Origin of the sequence: Atopomonas sediminilitoris (genome assembly GCF_022601735.1) — a bacterium.
GTDB classification, from domain to species: domain Bacteria; phylum Pseudomonadota; class Gammaproteobacteria; order Pseudomonadales; family Pseudomonadaceae; genus Atopomonas; species Atopomonas sediminilitoris.
The window spans coordinates 294,107-310,290 of the sequence record NZ_JAKUMM010000005.1 but is presented as its reverse complement, the minus strand read 5'-3'; the positions used below and the strand labels follow the sequence as shown (position 1 = coordinate 310,290).

The 16,184-nt window shown below is 60.1% G+C and carries 18 protein-coding genes; 10 read left to right on the top strand and 8 right to left on the bottom strand.

Annotated features, from left to right (window positions below):
* Positions 1-3: 3 nt before the first annotated feature.
* Positions 4-1,305 carry a DsbA family protein gene (locus MKI83_RS16990; RefSeq protein ID WP_241585302.1) on the bottom strand — a complete coding sequence of 434 codons (1,302 nt, stop codon included), beginning with the start codon at positions 1,303-1,305 and terminating at the stop codon, positions 4-6.
* A gap of 98 nt (positions 1,306-1,403) precedes the next feature.
* Here MKI83_RS16990 and MKI83_RS09850 point away from each other — a divergent pair, with 98 nt between their 5' ends.
* Both MKI83_RS09850 and MKI83_RS09845 read left to right on the top strand, forming a co-directional pair.
* A complete protein-coding gene (locus MKI83_RS09850) occupies positions 1,404-2,021 on the top strand; it encodes a DUF924 family protein (RefSeq protein WP_241585301.1) in 618 nt (205 codons plus the stop codon).
* 8 nt (positions 2,022-2,029) lie between these two features.
* Positions 2,030-2,287 carry an outer membrane protein assembly factor BamE gene (locus tag MKI83_RS09845; protein WP_241585299.1) on the top strand — a complete coding sequence of 86 codons (258 nt, stop codon included), beginning with the start codon at positions 2,030-2,032 and terminating at the stop codon, positions 2,285-2,287.
* Positions 2,288-2,301: 14 nt separating this feature from the next.
* Here MKI83_RS09845 and MKI83_RS09840 read toward each other — a convergent pair whose 3' ends face one another.
* Positions 2,302-2,949: a substrate-binding periplasmic protein gene (locus MKI83_RS09840; RefSeq protein WP_241585297.1), complete on the bottom strand. Its 648-nt coding sequence runs from the start codon at positions 2,947-2,949 to the stop codon at positions 2,302-2,304.
* A 145-nt stretch (positions 2,950-3,094) separates the two neighbouring features.
* On the bottom strand, positions 3,095-3,544 hold the full coding sequence (locus MKI83_RS09835; RefSeq protein ID WP_241585295.1) for a hypothetical protein: 450 nt from the start codon (positions 3,542-3,544) through the stop codon (positions 3,095-3,097).
* Between the two features lie 91 nt (positions 3,545-3,635).
* On the opposite strand from MKI83_RS09835, the gene pip reads away from it, so the two are divergent.
* Both pip and dtd read left to right on the top strand, forming a co-directional pair.
* Positions 3,636-4,607 (top strand): prolyl aminopeptidase, encoded by a 972-nt coding sequence (gene pip / locus MKI83_RS09830; protein WP_241585382.1) that lies wholly within the window; start codon positions 3,636-3,638, stop codon positions 4,605-4,607.
* Complete coding sequence (dtd, locus tag MKI83_RS09825; protein ID WP_241585291.1) at positions 4,604-5,041, top strand: D-aminoacyl-tRNA deacylase; 438 nt, start codon at positions 4,604-4,606, stop codon at positions 5,039-5,041. Before pip ends, dtd begins: the two co-directional genes overlap by 4 nt.
* A 43-nt stretch (positions 5,042-5,084) precedes the next feature.
* Here dtd and MKI83_RS09820 read toward each other — a convergent pair whose 3' ends face one another.
* Positions 5,085-5,528 (bottom strand): hypothetical protein, encoded by a 444-nt coding sequence (locus tag MKI83_RS09820; protein ID WP_241585287.1) that lies wholly within the window; start codon positions 5,526-5,528, stop codon positions 5,085-5,087.
* Positions 5,529-5,639: 111 nt separating this feature from the next.
* Here MKI83_RS09820 and MKI83_RS09815 point away from each other — a divergent pair, with 111 nt between their 5' ends.
* Positions 5,640-6,053: a hypothetical protein gene (locus MKI83_RS09815; RefSeq protein ID WP_241585285.1), complete on the top strand. Its 414-nt coding sequence runs from the start codon at positions 5,640-5,642 to the stop codon at positions 6,051-6,053.
* Here MKI83_RS09815 and MKI83_RS09810 read toward each other — a convergent pair.
* Entirely contained in the window at positions 6,022-7,812 is a 1,791-nt protein-coding gene (locus MKI83_RS09810) for a sensor domain-containing diguanylate cyclase (RefSeq protein ID WP_241585283.1), read from the bottom strand. The two genes, MKI83_RS09815 and MKI83_RS09810, sit on opposite strands and share 32 nt — an antisense overlap.
* Before the next feature lie 257 nt (positions 7,813-8,069).
* Here MKI83_RS09810 and MKI83_RS09805 point away from each other — a divergent pair, with 257 nt between their 5' ends.
* Both MKI83_RS09805 and rsd read left to right on the top strand, forming a co-directional pair.
* Positions 8,070-8,558 carry a disulfide bond formation protein B gene (locus MKI83_RS09805; protein ID WP_241585282.1) on the top strand — a complete coding sequence of 163 codons (489 nt, stop codon included), beginning with the start codon at positions 8,070-8,072 and terminating at the stop codon, positions 8,556-8,558.
* A 204-nt stretch (positions 8,559-8,762) separates the two neighbouring features.
* Complete coding sequence (gene rsd / locus MKI83_RS09800) at positions 8,763-9,230, top strand: sigma D regulator (RefSeq protein WP_241585280.1); 468 nt, start codon at positions 8,763-8,765, stop codon at positions 9,228-9,230.
* An 86-nt stretch (positions 9,231-9,316) separates the two neighbouring features.
* Here rsd and MKI83_RS09795 read toward each other — a convergent pair whose 3' ends face one another.
* On the bottom strand, positions 9,317-9,958 hold the full coding sequence (locus MKI83_RS09795) for an FKBP-type peptidyl-prolyl cis-trans isomerase (RefSeq protein ID WP_370867380.1): 642 nt from the start codon (positions 9,956-9,958) through the stop codon (positions 9,317-9,319).
* Positions 9,959-10,118: 160 nt separating this feature from the next.
* On the opposite strand from MKI83_RS09795, the gene MKI83_RS09790 reads away from it, so the two are divergent.
* The gene (locus MKI83_RS09790) at positions 10,119-10,919 is read left to right on the top strand and encodes an AlgP family protein (RefSeq protein ID WP_241585276.1); all 801 of its coding nucleotides are present in this window, start codon (positions 10,119-10,121) and stop codon (positions 10,917-10,919) included.
* A 44-nt stretch (positions 10,920-10,963) separates the two neighbouring features.
* On the opposite strand, the gene MKI83_RS09785 is transcribed toward MKI83_RS09790, so the two are convergent.
* Positions 10,964-11,410 carry a TIGR02444 family protein gene (locus MKI83_RS09785; RefSeq protein WP_241585274.1) on the bottom strand — a complete coding sequence of 149 codons (447 nt, stop codon included), beginning with the start codon at positions 11,408-11,410 and terminating at the stop codon, positions 10,964-10,966.
* A 50-nt stretch (positions 11,411-11,460) separates the two neighbouring features.
* On the opposite strand from MKI83_RS09785, the gene MKI83_RS09780 reads away from it, so the two are divergent.
* On the top strand, positions 11,461-13,368 hold the full coding sequence (locus tag MKI83_RS09780; RefSeq protein ID WP_241585266.1) for an ATP-binding cassette domain-containing protein: 1,908 nt from the start codon (positions 11,461-11,463) through the stop codon (positions 13,366-13,368).
* Between the two features lie 112 nt (positions 13,369-13,480).
* On the opposite strand, the gene MKI83_RS09775 is transcribed toward MKI83_RS09780, so the two are convergent.
* Positions 13,481-15,259 carry an acyl-CoA dehydrogenase C-terminal domain-containing protein gene (locus tag MKI83_RS09775; protein WP_241585264.1) on the bottom strand — a complete coding sequence of 593 codons (1,779 nt, stop codon included), beginning with the start codon at positions 15,257-15,259 and terminating at the stop codon, positions 13,481-13,483.
* A gap of 132 nt (positions 15,260-15,391) precedes the next feature.
* On the opposite strand from MKI83_RS09775, the gene MKI83_RS09770 reads away from it, so the two are divergent.
* Positions 15,392-16,150 (top strand): transporter substrate-binding domain-containing protein, encoded by a 759-nt coding sequence (locus MKI83_RS09770; RefSeq protein WP_241585262.1) that lies wholly within the window; start codon positions 15,392-15,394, stop codon positions 16,148-16,150.
* Positions 16,151-16,184: the final 34 nt, after the last annotated feature.

The following is a 16,184-nucleotide window of genomic DNA, read 5'->3' as shown; positions in this document are numbered from 1 at the left end:
GGCTTACGGGGCGTCGGCCGGCGCGGTCAAATGCCAACGCCGACGCAAGGCTTGCTCCAGTAAGCCGAGGCGATCTTGCCCCCAAAAGCACAGATCGCCGTAGCGAAAGCTCGGCACGCCCCACAGCCCTGCCTCGCGCAGGGCGTCGAGGTTGTCTTGCGCCCACGCTCGCCAATCTTGCTGACCCAATAGCGACTGCGCGTGCGCCCACGATAAGCCGGCGCGCTCAACCATCTGGCGTAAATGGCGATCATTGGCCGCGTCTAAGCCTTGGCTGTTCACCCCAAGACTGACGCTGTGCAAATACGCTAAGCCTTGGCCTTGCGCTTGCGCCCACGCAAACAACTGATAACAACGCTCAACCCCCGCCCCCAAGGGATCAGCCACCTTGCCGTAAGGAATGCCAAGCTTGTCGGCTTCGCGTTTGGTGTCGTGAAAGATGTACCACTTCTTCGTCGGCGGCACCGGCAGGCCGCGCATCAACATCGGCAACACCGGCCGCAAACGCAGCGGCAGGTGATAGTGCTCGGCCAGTTGCATCGCACGCTGCAAGCCCAAGTGCGAGTACGGGCTGCGAATCGAGAAAAACACTTCAAGTTCGGTGGCTTCCGGTGCGGTTTCTGGAGCCGGCAGCTGACAAAACGACTGCCAAGTGCGATCGAATTGCACGCCGTCTAGCGTCAGTGCGCGGCGCTCGCTTTGCAGACGACGCTCTAAATGATCGAGACGATCCAGTCCCCAGTACCACTCGCCGGCGTAATACAGCATGGCGCTGGCGTAGTGCTTAAGACGAGCGCGGCGCAGCTCATTGGCCGCCAACCAAGCGCGCCAATCCTGTTGCTGCCAAGCACGCGTCAAACCCGCACCACCCCACGCGCGCCGATACAAATCCGCCACCCGTGCCACGGCATCAGGCTGCTGCTCGGCCAATAGCAAATCACGGGTGTAGCTTTCTAAACGCGCACTGCTCCACTGCGGTAAGTCTTTGGGCCACTGCAAGCCATACAAGCGCGCTAGATGCTGCGCATCGACACAGGCATTGGCGTACCACGCCTCGGGCTCGGGGTAGTGCTGCGCCTCGCGATTAAGCACCGTGCGCACCCGCCACTGCACAGCAAAGCGCGCCTGCAAACGCGGCAACGCCTGCGCCAGCAGGTAGCTGTAAGGGTCATCCACCGCCAAGTACACCTCGACGGTGGCTGGCTGGCGGCGCAAGGCATGGCCAAGCCTGTGCAGGCGCTGACGCTGCTGGCGTAACCAAGGGCTGGCCAGTCCAGCGGCCACGTAAGGTACGATTGACGTCACGGTGTACTCCCTTGCTCAGCCTGTGCAGCACGCTGTGCGGCGCTGCTAGTCTTGTTGTTGTTTTACCCTGCCGTGAAGCCCCTCTGGAGGCAAGCCCTATGCACAGCCTTTGGCATGAACAACCGCTACTCGATTGGTGGTTCGGCACCGCCCCCACCTTGCAGGCCCGCATCGAACAACGCCACGGCCTATGGTTTGGTAAACACGACGCCCAAGACCAACAAGCCCAGCAACGCTTTGGCACAGCCGTCAAACAAGCACTGCGCGGCGAATTAGACCCATCCATCGACAGTCCCACGCGCTGGCTTGGCCTGTTATTGCTGCTCGATCAGCTACCCCGCATGTTGTATCGCCAAGACGCCCGCGCCTTTAGCGGCGATCGCCACGCGCAAGCTTGGGTAACGCGCGGCCTAGCGCTCGGTTGGGCGTCCTCGCTCGATCCGCTCCAACGTGTGTTTGTCTATTTGGTGCTGGAGCATCAAGAAGATTTGGCCGCGCAAGAGGCCAGCGTCAGCCACTTTAGCGCGCTGCTGGCCGAAGTCAGCACGCTAGAACCTGCCGCGCAACCTGCCTTTGCTGGCTTTCTCGATTATGCTGAGCGCCACCGTGCGGTGATCCAACGTTTTGCCCGCTATCCGCATCGTAATGCGCTGCTTGAGCGCCCATCCACGCCGGAAGAACTGGCCTTTCTGCGCCAGCCCGGCTCATCGTTTTAGGAGTTGTTATGCGCTCATCGTTACTCGCTGGTACCGCCCTCCTCGCCCTGACCCTGCTCAGCGGGTGCAGTAAGGTCAACCAACAGCATTACGACCAGCTCAAGGTCGGCATGAGTAAAGCCGAGGTCGAGACCCTGCTCGGTGCGGGTGAGTGTGAAGGGGCCATGGGCGCCACCAGCTGCGAATGGGGCGACGATAAAACCGGCATCAGCGTGCAGTTTTTGGGCGACAAAGTCATGCTGTTTTCAGGCCGTGGGCTGAAGTAAACCAGCGGCCTTGCTCACTCATCCACTGCCGGCACGCCCCAGCGCAACTTGAGTTGCGCCACCACGGCGGCGTGCTGCAACAAATAACGGTCAAACTGCTCAATCACCTCGGGGCGTTGAAAGCTGCTGAGCCGGTAGTGGCCTTGCAGATACGGCAAGTGCCGATCCAAACGTAAGCGTTGCGCCCTTAGACCGTCATCCTGCGCCAGCTGGTAATTGATGCTTTGCGCATTGAAGAAGATGCCGTCAATACGCTGCTTTTCAAGCAGCAAATACAACTGCTCCAGCGAATTGCCCTGCACCATCTCAAACTCACCGTTGTCGTACAGGTAGTCGGCTTTAAAGCCGCGAATAATCCCCAGACGCATCGGCCGCGAGCCCGGCGGCACGGGGTCAAGATTCAGCCGCATCACGCCATCTAAATACTCCAGCACCGGATCGCTGTAGTGAATGGCTAACCTCGCGCGCTGCGGCTGATCCCACTGCGGCGAGTCGGGAAATTTAAACTCAACGTCGCCGTTGAAAAACGCGTGGTACAAACGCGCCACCGGCAAGGCTTTAATTTCTAGCTGATAGCCATGACGCTTGGCGAAGTCGGTCAACAGGTCATTGGCAAAGCCCTGATAGCGACCGCGCTGATCAAGGTAATACAAGGGCTGCATGTTCAGCGCCTCAACCCCGACCAACAGGGGCTCGGCCCATCCCAAGCGAGGCAGCCCGAATAACACAGCTAACACCAGTAAAAACCGCAGATACCGACGCACACTATTGGCCTCAAACGTGTCACGTACGCTTAAGCCTAGACCACTACTCCCACGACAAGCGCGCTAACTGCCAACGCCCGTCGTCACGCCACCACTCCAAGCGCACCCGATAGCTGGCGGCGGCGTTAGGCAGCAGCTGTTCAGCGCCAGCCAAGGTGACTTGCGCTTGGGTGGTGCCGCGCTCAGCGCCGGTTAACTGGCTATCCACCGCCAGCGGCAGCACGTGAACATTTTTGTGCCGCAGGTACAGCAAGGTCATGGTGCGCTGGGCCCACGCGCGGTCGAACTGGCCGTCTTGGGCGTGAAACGAGGGGTGTAACTGCGCCAGCACGGCGGCGCTGCGTTTGTTGTCGAGGTTATCGGCCAGCGCGGCGACTTCGGCCTTCAGCTCAGCCAGTGGGTCATCCGCTGCGCAGCTCACCAGCAGCAGTGCCAAGCCAACCCACGTCAACCGAACCCATCCAATCAACCACGACCGCGTGAGATTGTGCATACAAACTCCTTTTATTCGTGTCGCACGCCAGTATGATCGCTACATAGCTGGGGCTAATGCGCCCCTCATGGACTTGCCGCAGGAGCGTGCCATGCAGTGTCTGTACCCCGAGATTAAACCCTACGCCCGCCATACGCTGGCCGTTGAGGCACCGCACGAGCTGTATATCGACGAAAGCGGCACGCCCGAAGGCTTACCCATCGTGTTTATTCACGGCGGCCCCGGCGGCGGCTGCGACGCCCTGAGCCGACGCTTCTTTGATCCCACACTGTACCGCATCATCACCTTTGACCAGCGCGGCTGCGGGCGCTCCACGCCACACGCCAGCCTCGACAACAACACCACCGCGCACCTGATTGCCGACATGGAGAAAATTCGCGAGCACTTAGGCATCGAGCAATGGGTGTTATTTGGTGGCAGCTGGGGCTCAACCCTGAGTTTGGCCTACGCACAGGCGCATCCGGAGCGGGTGCTGGGTTTGGTGTTGCGCGGGATTTTCTTGTGCCGCGAGCAAGATTTGCGCTGGTTCTACCAAGAAGGCGCCAGCCACGTGTTCCCCGATTATTGGGAGGACTACATCGCGCCGATTCCCGCGGCCGAGCGCGGTGAAATGATTCCCGCGTTTTACAAGCGCCTGACCGGCGACGACCAGATCGCGCAAATGCACGCCGCCAAAGCGTGGTCCGTGTGGGAGGGCCGCACCGCGACGCTGCGCCCGAACCCGCAAGTGGTTGAGCGCTTTGGTGACCCACGTCGCGCGCTGGCGATGGCACGCATTGAGTGCCACTACTTCATGAACCAAATCTTCCTGCAGGAAGGGCAACTGCTGCGCGACATGCACAAGATTTCCCACCTACCGGGAATCATCGTGCATGGCCGCTACGACATGGTTTGCCCGCTGGATAACGCGTGGGATTTGCACAAGCGCTGGCCCAACAGCGAGCTGGTGATCGTCCGCGATGCCGGCCACGCTGCGGGCGAGCCGAGCATTGCCGATGCTTTAGTACGCGCGACCAATGAGATGGCGCGCCGCCTGCTGGACCTCCCGCAGAACGTGCAATGAAGGGACTGATTCAACGGGTGCGGCATGCCCGCGTCGAAGTCGATGGCGAGATCGTCGGCGCCATCGATCAAGGCTTGCTGGTGTTGGTCGGCGTAGAGAAGCATGACGACCACGCCAGCGCCGATAAGCTACTGCACAAATTGCTGAACTACCGGGTGTTTGCCGATGGTGACGGCAAGATGAACCTGTCGCTGCGTGACATCGATGGCGGCCTGCTGCTGGTGTCGCAATTCACCCTCGCCGCCGACACGCAAAAAGGTCTGCGCCCGAGTTTTTCCAGCGCCGCCCCACCGGCCCACGGCGAGGCGCTGTATGACTACTTACGCAGCCAAGCCCAAAGCCAGCACCCACAGGTGGCGTGCGGCCGCTTCGGTGCTGACATGCAGGTACATTTGCTCAACGATGGGCCAGTGACCTTCTTGCTGGAAAGCTAAACCACCTTCCAGCAGCGCCGCCCTAGCCCACAGAATCTTGCGCTTATTCGCCGCTAGCTTGGCTTAGCGCAAACATATTCAATCGCTCATTGACCCAATTCAGGCCCGCGCGAAAGTCATTATCAAAATTACGACTGCTGATGCCCCAGCTGTGCGGGTCTTCCAGCGTTTGCAACAGCAAGCGTAAGCGCGGATCGGTATAGCGGCTGAACAGGTACGCCGTTGCACAATGCTGGCGACTGCAGCTTGGGGTATAGAGCGCTTTGACCGCTTGCAACAACCCGCGATCGACCAAGGTGACACGACGAAAGTCCATCACTTCCGCCCAGGGGGTGTTATCCAACTCAGCAATGCACGCTTGGTAGCGCTGCACATACTGGCGCACCAACGGCGTACTCATGACACCCCACTGACGTACAAACAACACGTTGCCCACCAGCGAGACATCAAAGCCATCATCCGCTACAACACGTTTTGCTCTGTTCATAGTCTTAACGCTAGCTGATCGGCTTGGCCGTTCCAAAATAATGCGCAGTAGCTGACCAACGGTGACACCCGAGGTATGGTGCGCTATCACGGTGCGAAGAAGGAGGCACTCATGCGGATAAAACTGTCTTGGCGCGTTTGGTTATGGGTCGCCGGTTTGATCAATATTGGCGGGGTTTTGCTGTTCTCACAGGGCCTGCAAAGCCCAGTGCTGGGCCGCGAGCAACCCGAAGTGCTGAGCCTGATGGGCTTGCTCGCGATCATGCTGTGGGGCTTGGCCTATATCGCCACGGCGCTGCAGAAAACGCCCAACCGCACCTTGCTGGCGGTGTTCGCGCTAGAAAAACTCTTGTATGTCGGTGCATGGCTGAGCCTTATGGTTGGCCTGCCCGATTGGTTGATGCTGTGGGCCGAAGACCCACTCGCCACGCTGTTTATGGCCATTTACGGCCCCAACGATTTACTGTTTTGCCTGATCTTTGCCGTGCTGGCGGTTAAGGCGTCGGCAACGCCTGCGCAACCTTAACCCGATTGCGCCCCGCCGCCTTGGCCGCATACAACTGCTGGTCGGCGGCGGCGATCAACTGCTCCGCCTGCCCCTGCGCCACGACCGACGCCACACCAATACTCACGGTGACCGGCAGGCGGTCGCCGTCCAGCTCAAACACCATCGCCTGCACCGCCGCACGAGCGCTTTCCAGCAAGACGTGCGCACCAGCCAGCGCGGTATCGGGCAGGATCAAGGCGAACTCTTCACCGCCATAGCGCGCCAGCACATCTTGTGGTCGGCGCAATTGCGCCGCTAAGCACTGCGCCACCGCGCGCAAGCAGTCATCGCCGGTCAAGTGACCATGGCGATCATTGAAGGCCTTGAAGTGATCAATATCCACCAGCGCTAAACTCAGCTCGCTGCCTTCACGCCGCGCGCGTTGCAGCTCAAGCGCCAGCGTCTCATCAAAGTGCCGGCGATTGTATTGCCCCGTGAGCGCATCACGTCGGGCGGTTTCACCCAACGCCGCGTGCGCGTGTTTCAGCTCGCTCAGGGCTTGATTGAGACTGGCGGTTTTTAACGCCACTTCTTGCTCTAGACGCTGGTTGGCGTGGTTCTTCACCGACAATAGTTCTTCGGCTATTTCGGTGCGCTGGCGACGCAAGTCATTCAAACGCAAGCCCAAGAGGAACGACAACAACATGGCCTCCAGCGATAACCCAAACAGCTGTGCATAGTTGGTCACGCTATTGACCGGCATAAAGCCCATCAACGCCATGTTGAACAGCAAGGTGCCAGTGATCAGCAAACCCCAACTGATGCCATACAGCCAGATGTAACGACTGTGCGCGCTGCGTACCTGATAAAACGCCAATAAAGGCAACACCGTACCCAGCGTCGCCAGCGGCAAGCCCAGCCACAACAAGTACGGTGCCAACGGCGTAGCCAGCGCGGCGATAAACAGCCCCAAAGCCGCCAACAGCCAGCGATACAAGCGCCACAGCTTAGGCGCCAAGCGCGGCAGGTTCAGTAGCACCACCGAGAACATATTGACCAGCCAAAAACTGGCGCCGGCGGTCAGGATAAAGGCTTCGCTACCGGCCATCGGCCCAAACCACGGCTCGTGTAGACCAAAACGAATCCACTCAAACGCATACACCGCCATCTGAAACAGCACGTACCACAGGTACAAGGTGATCCGCGTGCTGATCCACAGAAACAGGTTGTACAACGCCACCGCCAAACCAATCCCAAAGAACACGCCCAGCCAGCCGTGTTGTTCGCTGCGTACATCCTGCAACGCGGGCTCGGTCAGCACGCGCAGCGGCACCAAGGCGATTTGTGGGTAATGGACTTTTAACAACACATGGCCGCTGCCTGCCTGCTGCGGCAGAGCAAACACGGGGTAGCGCAAACCTTGTGTAAGCGGCAACGCCACTAACTGCCCGTCACCGGCCTGCCAGTAGGCCGCGATGTCGCCCATCTGCGGCCACTCGCTGTACAGGCGCCACGGGCGGTTTGGATCAAGCGTCAGGGGGATACGCAGCCACAGCGCCTGCGTCTGATCAATCAAGTTGATGCTGGCGTGCGGCCAGCGCTGCCAAGCGTCTGCCAGCACATCGTGCGGGCCGGCATCAGGTGCCAGCCATTGAAAATCAGGCTGCGCCGGTAGCTGCCAATCATTAGGGCTATGGCGCAAATCCAACCCTTGCGCGTGCAGCGCAGAAGCCAGCAACAGGCTCACCAGCGCACCACAACGCGCTAGCCATCGCACAGCGTTAAATGCCTTTGTCATGCACTACTCAGCTCACAGGCTTTTTATCGAGCTTAGCAGCCCCGGCGGCCAACCTTGGTAGGGCGTAAACGCCAAAGGTTACGCGGCCATCGACAACATTGTTACGCCACGTCACTCAAGGCGCAGCCAACCCCACGCTAAAGCGGTGGCGACCGTTACCCTAGCCAATTGCGCCGGCCGTCCTTATGCTGCCACAGCTGGCTTGCCCTCTTACTGACAACCCACTACGTTGCACGCCGGTTTATAAGGATCTCACCATGCAGCTGTTTGCCCCTCGCCCTTTGTTTTTATTGATGTTTAGCGCCTGCTTGGCGATTGTCGGCGGCGCGCTGTACATGGAGCATGTACTGGGACAAGAACCCTGCCCGCTGTGCATTGTGCAGCGCATTGAGGTGATGGCGGTGGGCTTGGTATGCCTCATCGCGGCCCTGCATAACCCGCAAGGGGTGGGCCGCAAGGTGTATGCCGGCATTGCCATGCTGTGCGCCGCCGCCGGCGTGGCCACCGCCGCGCGGCAAGTATATTTAACCACCCTGCCGGCAGACCAAGTGCCCGCCTGCTTGCCGCCGCTGGACTACATGCTCGAAGCCTTTCCGCTGTGGGAAATCCTCAGCAAAATGCTCAGCGGCACCGCCGATTGCGCCAAAGTCGATTGGACCTTTTTGGGTCTGAGCATCCCCGAATTAAGCCTGCTGAGCTTTGTCGGTTTAAGCGTCGCCGCGCTGCTGCAACTGCTGCGTAAATAGCCCGCGCCAGGGCGCTAAACCGCCACGCGCACACTATCAAACGCTTGTATGAAAAATGCCCGCAGCCTTTCTTGATGGCTGCGGGCCACTGGCATACCCTGACCTTCCGGCCTTGGGCCAGACCATTTCCCGGAGCTTCGTCGAAGCTTCCTCACCAGCCAGCCTTGCTGGTCATAATAACAACCACCCGGGATCGAGGTGCTTATGCTAGAAAGTTGTCGCAATGCCCAGGAGCGCTGGGGCGGCGTTCACCAATTGATCGACCGCTGGCTGACCGAGCGTCACGAACTGATCGAGGCCTTCTCATCGTTGACCTCGCAAGACGCCGATGACACCACCACCACACCACTGCAGTTCTGCCAAATCTTGGTGGACTACGTGTCTGCAGGGCACTTTGAGGTGTACGAGCAGCTGATCAAAGAAGCCGAATCCTTCAACGATCAACGCGCACTGGAGTTGGCCAAGCAGATTTATCCCCGCCTTGAAGCCATCACCAGCCAAGCGCTGAAGTTCAATGATCGCGTCGACAATGGCGACCTGCGTGAGCATGGCTTAACCACCGCGCTGGCCATCATGGGCCAGCAGCTGCACGAGCGCTTTGAATTGGAAGACTGCCTGATCGAAGTGCTGCACAACGCCCACCGCGATCAAGCCATGGCCGAAAAAGCCTAAGACAAGCTGATTTAACCGCCGCACAACTCAAGCACCGCGCAACGCCGTGATTGAGTTGAGCCGGCCGGTAGTCCGCCCCTCCTTGACTATTCAGCCTTCTCTAGCAACACATCAAACAACAAGGGCGCGTACGGCGGAATCACATCGCCAGCGCCCTCTGCACCATACGCCTGCGACGACGGAATCAAGATTTCCCAGTGCGAACCCACAGGCATCTGCGTCAGCGCCGTACGCCACCCCGGGATCAGCGAAGCCAAGGCAAAGCGCACCGCCTCGGGACTGGCATCAAACACACTGCCGTCGGCCAGCTTGCCGCTATAGCGCACCGTGACCATGGCATCGGCGCGCGGTGTTGGGCCACGACCGGTGCTCAGCTCGCGCACCAGCACGCCGCCGTCTAACACCCGCGCACTGGGGTGGCGCGCCTTGAACTGGGCAATGTAAGCCGCCTCTTGGCGCTGCTGGCGCGCATCAGCGGCGGGGCTATCCGCCTGCGCCGCCTCATGTTCCGCCAGCAAGGTTTCGATCTTCGCCGCATCCAAGGCCAGCGGTTGACCTTGATAAGCCGCCTGCAAGCCCGCGAGCAAATCGCTCACCGACAACGCCGGCACCTCATCGCGCAAGCGCTCGCCAATGCGCACGCCCAAGCTATACGCCAGCTCATCTTTGGGCGCCGCCGGTGCAGTCGCGGCAAAGGCTGAGCCACTCAATACACTGCTCAGCAACATCGCCGAGACCACCGCCGAGACCACCACGCTCATCCGTAAGGCCATAAAACGTCCTCTTGATCTGTGACAATGGCCTTGATGCTAACCGAAAGTGTCACTGGTCGCCGCCTTTAACCCTGCCTATAGTGTTGGCACGCCCTACCAGCCAGGAGGCTTAACCATGGCCGCAAAGAAAAGTCGTATTGTTACCCCGCTGCACCTGCTGTCGGACCTATCCAGCAGCCTGATTTCACACCTCGCGCAAGCCTGTACAGCAGCCCAAAAAGAAGCCGAACAACTGCTGGTTAAGCTGGAAAAACAGCGCGGCAAGGTGCAAGAGAAACGCGCCAAGGTACAAGCCAAGCTTGAAGAAGCGCTCGCCGCCGGCAAAAACAAAGCCCGTCAGCGCGCCGAAAAGCGCCTGCAAGACATCGACAGCCTGTTGGCCAGCTTGCAAGAGCGCCTGCAAGACACCCGCAACTACCTGAGCTCGCTGCAAGGTGATACGCAAAAAACCTTAAAGCTGGCCGAAGGCATTGCCGCCGTGGGCGACCAAGCCAAAGCGCATATCGAAGAAAAAGCCGCCGCCCCCAAAGCCGTGAGCAAACCGGCAGCTAAACCGGCAGCCAAGAAACCAGCCGCCGCCAAACCTGCTAGCGCCAAAACCGCCAGCAGCAAAGCGGCCGCCAAACCCGCTGCGAAAAAAACTCCAGCGAAGAAGCCCGCCGCCAGCAGCACCGCTGCTAAGCCCGCCGCCAAGCCCGCCGCTGCCAAAGCAGCCGCTAAACCGGCAGCGAAAAAACCGGTAACCAAGCCTGCGCCTAAGCCGGCCACTAAGCCTGCCGCGAAAAAACCAGCCGCCAAACCGGTTGCCAGCGCTAAGCCAGCGGCCGCCGCGGCACCTGCGCCAAGTTCTGCGGCAACAACGGCCGTAGCAAGCAACACTGAGGCGCCTGCTGCCAGCGCCGAGAAAAAAGCCTAAGCCACCCGAGCGGCAGCAGCTCGCCTGCTGCCTAGCTCACCCTGCTAGAAACCGCTCGCCGCGCGCAACCGCGCCCGCAGTGCTTCGCCTGTACCGAGCGCCACCAGCCAACCCGCCTCACCCGCCGTGTCGCTGCTCGACGGCCAGGCCGCCACCGCTTGCGCTAACTGCGCCAGCAACGCCCGCTCGCTATCCAGCTCCACCGCCTTCAAGCGCTCACGCAAGGCGTGACGAGCCGCATCCTCGGCACACCAAGCTTTAGCCTGTTGCCGTAATGCGCGCATGGGCGCCAGCCACGTCTTCTGCCAGTCCGCACTGAGCGCCTGTAATTCAAGCCAACGGGGCGCGCTAAAAGGCACCTGCTCGCGGTCTAACCACGCCGCACACAACAACAAACACACATCACCGCCTTGCGTCTGCCAAGCCAAACATTGGCGTTCTACGTCGTGTTGACCATACAAGTGCGTGGCGAAAGCCCACAGATCGCGCATAATTCACCCCCCGTTTTTGCCAAGACTACTAGGCCCTGCGCCTTGCGCCCATGATTCGAATCGACAGCCTGACCTTACAACGCGGCGCCCTGCGCCTTTTGGACAACGCCAACCTGACCCTGCACCCAGGGCAAAAAGCTGGCTTGGTCGGCGCCAACGGCGCGGGCAAATCAACCCTGTTCGCCCTCTTGCGCGGTGAACTCGGGGCCGATGCCGGGCGCTGTGACCTGCCCAGCAGCTGGCGCATTGCCCATATGCAGCAAGAGGTCGACGCGCTGGATCGCCTCGCGGTGGATTACGTGCTCGATGGCGACCAGCAACTGCGGCGCATTCAACACGACTTAAGCGTCGCCGAAGCCGCCCACGACAACAGCGCACTCGCCCGTCTGCATGCCGAATTTGATGCCGCCGACGGTTACACCGCCGACAGCCGTGCGCGGCGTTTGCTGGCTGGCTTGGGCTTTAACGAAGCAGAAATGCAACGCCCCGTATCGAGCTTTTCCGGCGGATGGCGCATGCGCTTGAACTTGGCGCAAACACTGATGTGCCCGTCCGACTTATTGCTGCTGGACGAGCCCACCAACCACCTCGATTTGGATGCCATCTTGTGGCTGGAAGAGTGGCTCAAGCGCTATCCTGGCACCTTGCTGTTGATCTCGCACGACCGCGATTTTCTTGATTCGGTGATCGACCACATCATCCATATCGAGCAGCAAACCCTGACCTTGTATCGCGGCGGCTACACCGCCTTTGAACGCACCCGCGCCGAGCGCTTAGCCCAGCAGCAGGTGATGTTTGATAAACAACAAGCCCAGCGTGCGCACCTCGAAAAGTACATTGCACGCTTTCGGGCGCAAGCCACCAAGGCGCGGCAGGCGCAAAGCCGGATCAAGATGCTGGAACGCTTGGAAGACCTCGCCCCGGCCCACGCCGACTCACCCTTTGAGTTCAGCTTTCGCGAGGCACTGAAAGTGTCCAGCCCGCTGCTCGACGTGCAAGAGGCCGATTTGGGCCATCAAGGCGCGGTGATCTTGCAGCAGGTCAAACTGCAACTCGCGCCCGGCGATCGTTATGCCCTGCTGGGCCCTAACGGGGCGGGTAAATCGACCCTGATCAAAACACTGGCCGGCAGTTTGGCGCTGTTGAGCGGCACACGACAAACCGGCGAGCACTTGGCGGTGGGTTATTTTGCCCAGCACCAGCTCGACAGCCTCGACCCCAAAGCCTCGGCCTTGTTGCATCTGCAGCGCATTGCCCCAGATGAGCGCGAGCAAACCCTGCGCGACTTTTTGGGTGGTTTTGATTTTCGTGGTGAGCGGGTCGAAACGCCGGTGGCACCGTTTTCCGGTGGTGAAAAAGCCCGCCTTGCGCTGGCTTTGATTGCTTGGCAACGGCCCAACTTGCTGCTGCTCGACGAACCCACCAACCACCTCGACTTAGAAATGCGCCACGCCCTGACCATGGCCCTGCAGGCCTTTGAGGGCGCGGTGCTGTTGGTGTCGCACGACCGTCACCTGCTAAAAAGCTGCACCGATCAATTCCTGCTGGTGGCCGAAGGCCGCGTGCAAAGCTTTGACGGCGACCTTGACGACTACAGCCGCTGGCTAGCCGACTACCGCAGCGCACAAGCTGCGCCGGACAACGACAGCAGTGACGCGCCGAAAGTCGATCGCAAAGCCCAACGGCAAGCTGCGGCAGCGCTGCGCCAACAACTGGCGCCACAGAAAAAAGCCTGCGACAAGCTCGAGCAGCAGCTGGAAAAAGTCCAAGGCCAACTGGCCGAGGTAGAGCAGCAGTTAGGCGACAGCAGCCTGTACGACGCCCACCGCAAGGACGACCTCAAAGCCCTGCTCAACCAGCAAACCACGCTAAAAATCCAAGTCGATGAACTCGAAGAAGCGTGGATGACGGCGTTGGAACAGCTGGAAACCCTGCAGGCCTCCTTGCAAGACGCGTAACGCTCAGGCCAGCAGGGCGCAATAAAAAAACCGGCAGCACAAATAAGCGGGGGGGCTTTGCTGCCGGCGTGCGCAGAGATCTCGTGCGCTGGGCTACGCACGAGCGCAGGGGTTACACCGCAAACTCTTCTTCGCTAAAGGCCATCAAGGTGGCTTTACCGGCTTTGATTTCGGCCAGCAGACCGTCGGTTTCCGTCAGCACACGCGCCATATAAAAATCCGCCGACTTGAGCTTGGCCCCGTAGAAGGTAGTTTCGCTGCTGCCGGCATCCAGCTTCTGCTGCGCAACATACGCCATGCGCGACCACAACCACGCCAGCGTGGTCAGGGCGAACAGGCGCAGATAGGGCACCGAGGCGGCGCCGGCTTGCTCGGGGTCTTTCATCCCTTCGGTGGCAATCCACATGGTGGCCGCTTGCAGTTGCTTCAGCGCTTTGGTGACTGCGGCGGTGTGCGGGGCTTCTGGATTGGCCTTGAGCCAAGTCTCGAGCATGGCGAAGAAGTGACGCACCGCGCGACCACCACCGAGGCCCAGTTTGCGCCCGACCAAGTCCAAGGCCTGAATGCCGTTGGTGCCTTCGTAAATGCGCGTGATCCGGCAATCGCGGACCAATTGCTCAATGCCCCAGTCCTCGGTAAAGCCAGCGCCACCCAGCACTTGTAAGCCTTCGTTAGCACAGGTGGACCCTTCATCGGTCAGGAACGCCTTCACCACGGGAGTGAGCAGCTGCACGATATCATCGGCCTGCTCGCGCACGGCTGGGTCTTCGTGATCATGTGCCACGTCTTGATGCAGACCGGTGTAATAAGCCAATGCACGGCACCCTTCGATCACCACCTTCTGCCGCAGTAACATGCGGCGCACATCCGGGTGCACGATGATGGGGTCAGCCGGCTTATCGGCCGCCTTCGGGCCAGACAAAGCGCGACTTTGCAGGCGCTCTTTGGCAAAGCCCAAGCTGATTTGATAGGCGTTTTCGGCAATGCCCAAACCCTGCAGACCGACCATCAGGCGCGCCGAGTTCATCATGGTGAACATGCACTTGAGGCCCTTGTTGGCCTCACCAATCAGCCAGCCTTTGGCGCCTTCAAAGTTCATCACACAGGTGGCCGAGCCCTTGATGCCCATCTTGTGTTCTAGGCCGCCACAGAACGCTGGATTACGGCTACCGTCATGCAAAAACTTGGGCACCAAGAACAGCGAGATACCTTTGACGCTGTCTGGCGCATCCGGCAGCTTGGCCAGCACCAAGTGCACGATGTTATCCACCAGATCGTGTTCACCGCCGGTGATCCAAATCTTGGTGCCGCTGATGGCATAGCTGCCATCGGCTTGCGGCACCGCCCGCGTGCGGATCAGGCCTAAATCGGTGCCGCACTGCGGCTCGGTCAGGCACATGGTGCCTGTCCATTCGCCGCTGATCAGCTTGGGCAAATACGCCTGCTGTTGCTCGGGCGTGCCGTGCGCGGTGAGTGCATTGATTGCACCGTGGGTCAGGCCTGGGTACATGCCCAACGACAAGTTGGCTGAGCAGACCATTTCTTCCACCATCATGTTCAGCACATGCGGTAGGCCTTGGCCGCCAAAGTCTGGCGAGCACGCCAAGGCCGTCCAGCCGCCTTGGGCAAACTGCTGGTAGGCCTGTTTGAACCCGTCGGGGGTGGTGACGCTGTGGGTGGCGGGGTCGTACTGACAGCCTTGTTTGTCGCCAGGTCCGTTCACCGGTGCCAGCACGTTAGCCGCAAGCTTTGCGGCCTCTTCTAAGATGGCGCCACCGAGATCGTGACCGAACTCGCGCTGCGAGGGCAGCGTCTGCAAGGTGGCATAAGCATCAAGTACTTCATCAAACACAAACTGCATGTCACGCAGGGGGGCGGTATAGCTGGGCATAAAAACCTCGCAGCAGTAAAAATGTACAGGCGTGTAAATGTTGTACACAAATCTATACAAACAATCAAATACCGCACAATAAATTTATGCGCTTTTGACTAAACTCTGAGCAGGCCCTCTTGATGAATTGCCATGCTGCGCAGTCGCTTACTCGTCCCTCTGCTGGTCTTTAGCTTGCTACAAAGCGCTCTAGCTGGCGCCGTGCGGGCACAAAACCTCGAATTACTGATGATCGAATACCCGCCGTACACCAGCACCACATTGGCCGATGGCGGTTTCACCGTGGCCTTACTGCAGAAAACTCTGCACGGCTCACCGTTTACTGTACAACTTCGTAGCCTGCCGCCGGCGCGCGTGCAGCACACCATGAGCCGCACCAGCGGCTGGGACGCCAGCTTGATGCCGCCCGCCGCCGAGGTCTCGCGTCAGCACCTGAGCAATATCGCCCTCGATAACCAAGGCATCCGCATCAGTTTGTTTCGGCGTCAGCCCACGGGCGACACGCAGGCTTTTACTTGGCAAACCTTTGCCGATCTCGCACCGGGCTCGGTGGCAATGACCCGCAGTTACACCGCCAGCCCGCGCGTGCACGCGCTACAAGAGGCGGGACTGGAGATCATGCCGATCGACGAGCTGAGCCAAGCCTTTGCCATGCTGCGGCGCAAACGGGTGGATTACGTGATGGCCGCCGAGGCCAGCGGCTGGTACGTGCTCAACCAGCAAGGGGCGCAGGCAGCGGACTACCAATTTGCCGAGCAGGACTTGCTGCGCGTGCCCAACAATCTGTGGATTAACCTCGCCAGCCCCAACGGCCAAGCGTTGCGCCACTATCTAGTCGAGCAGCTGTCACTGCCGCAACTGTACCCCAGCGTCGACAGCGCTCAGCCCTAGACGAACAGCCGTGCACACGTCGGCACTCACTCGA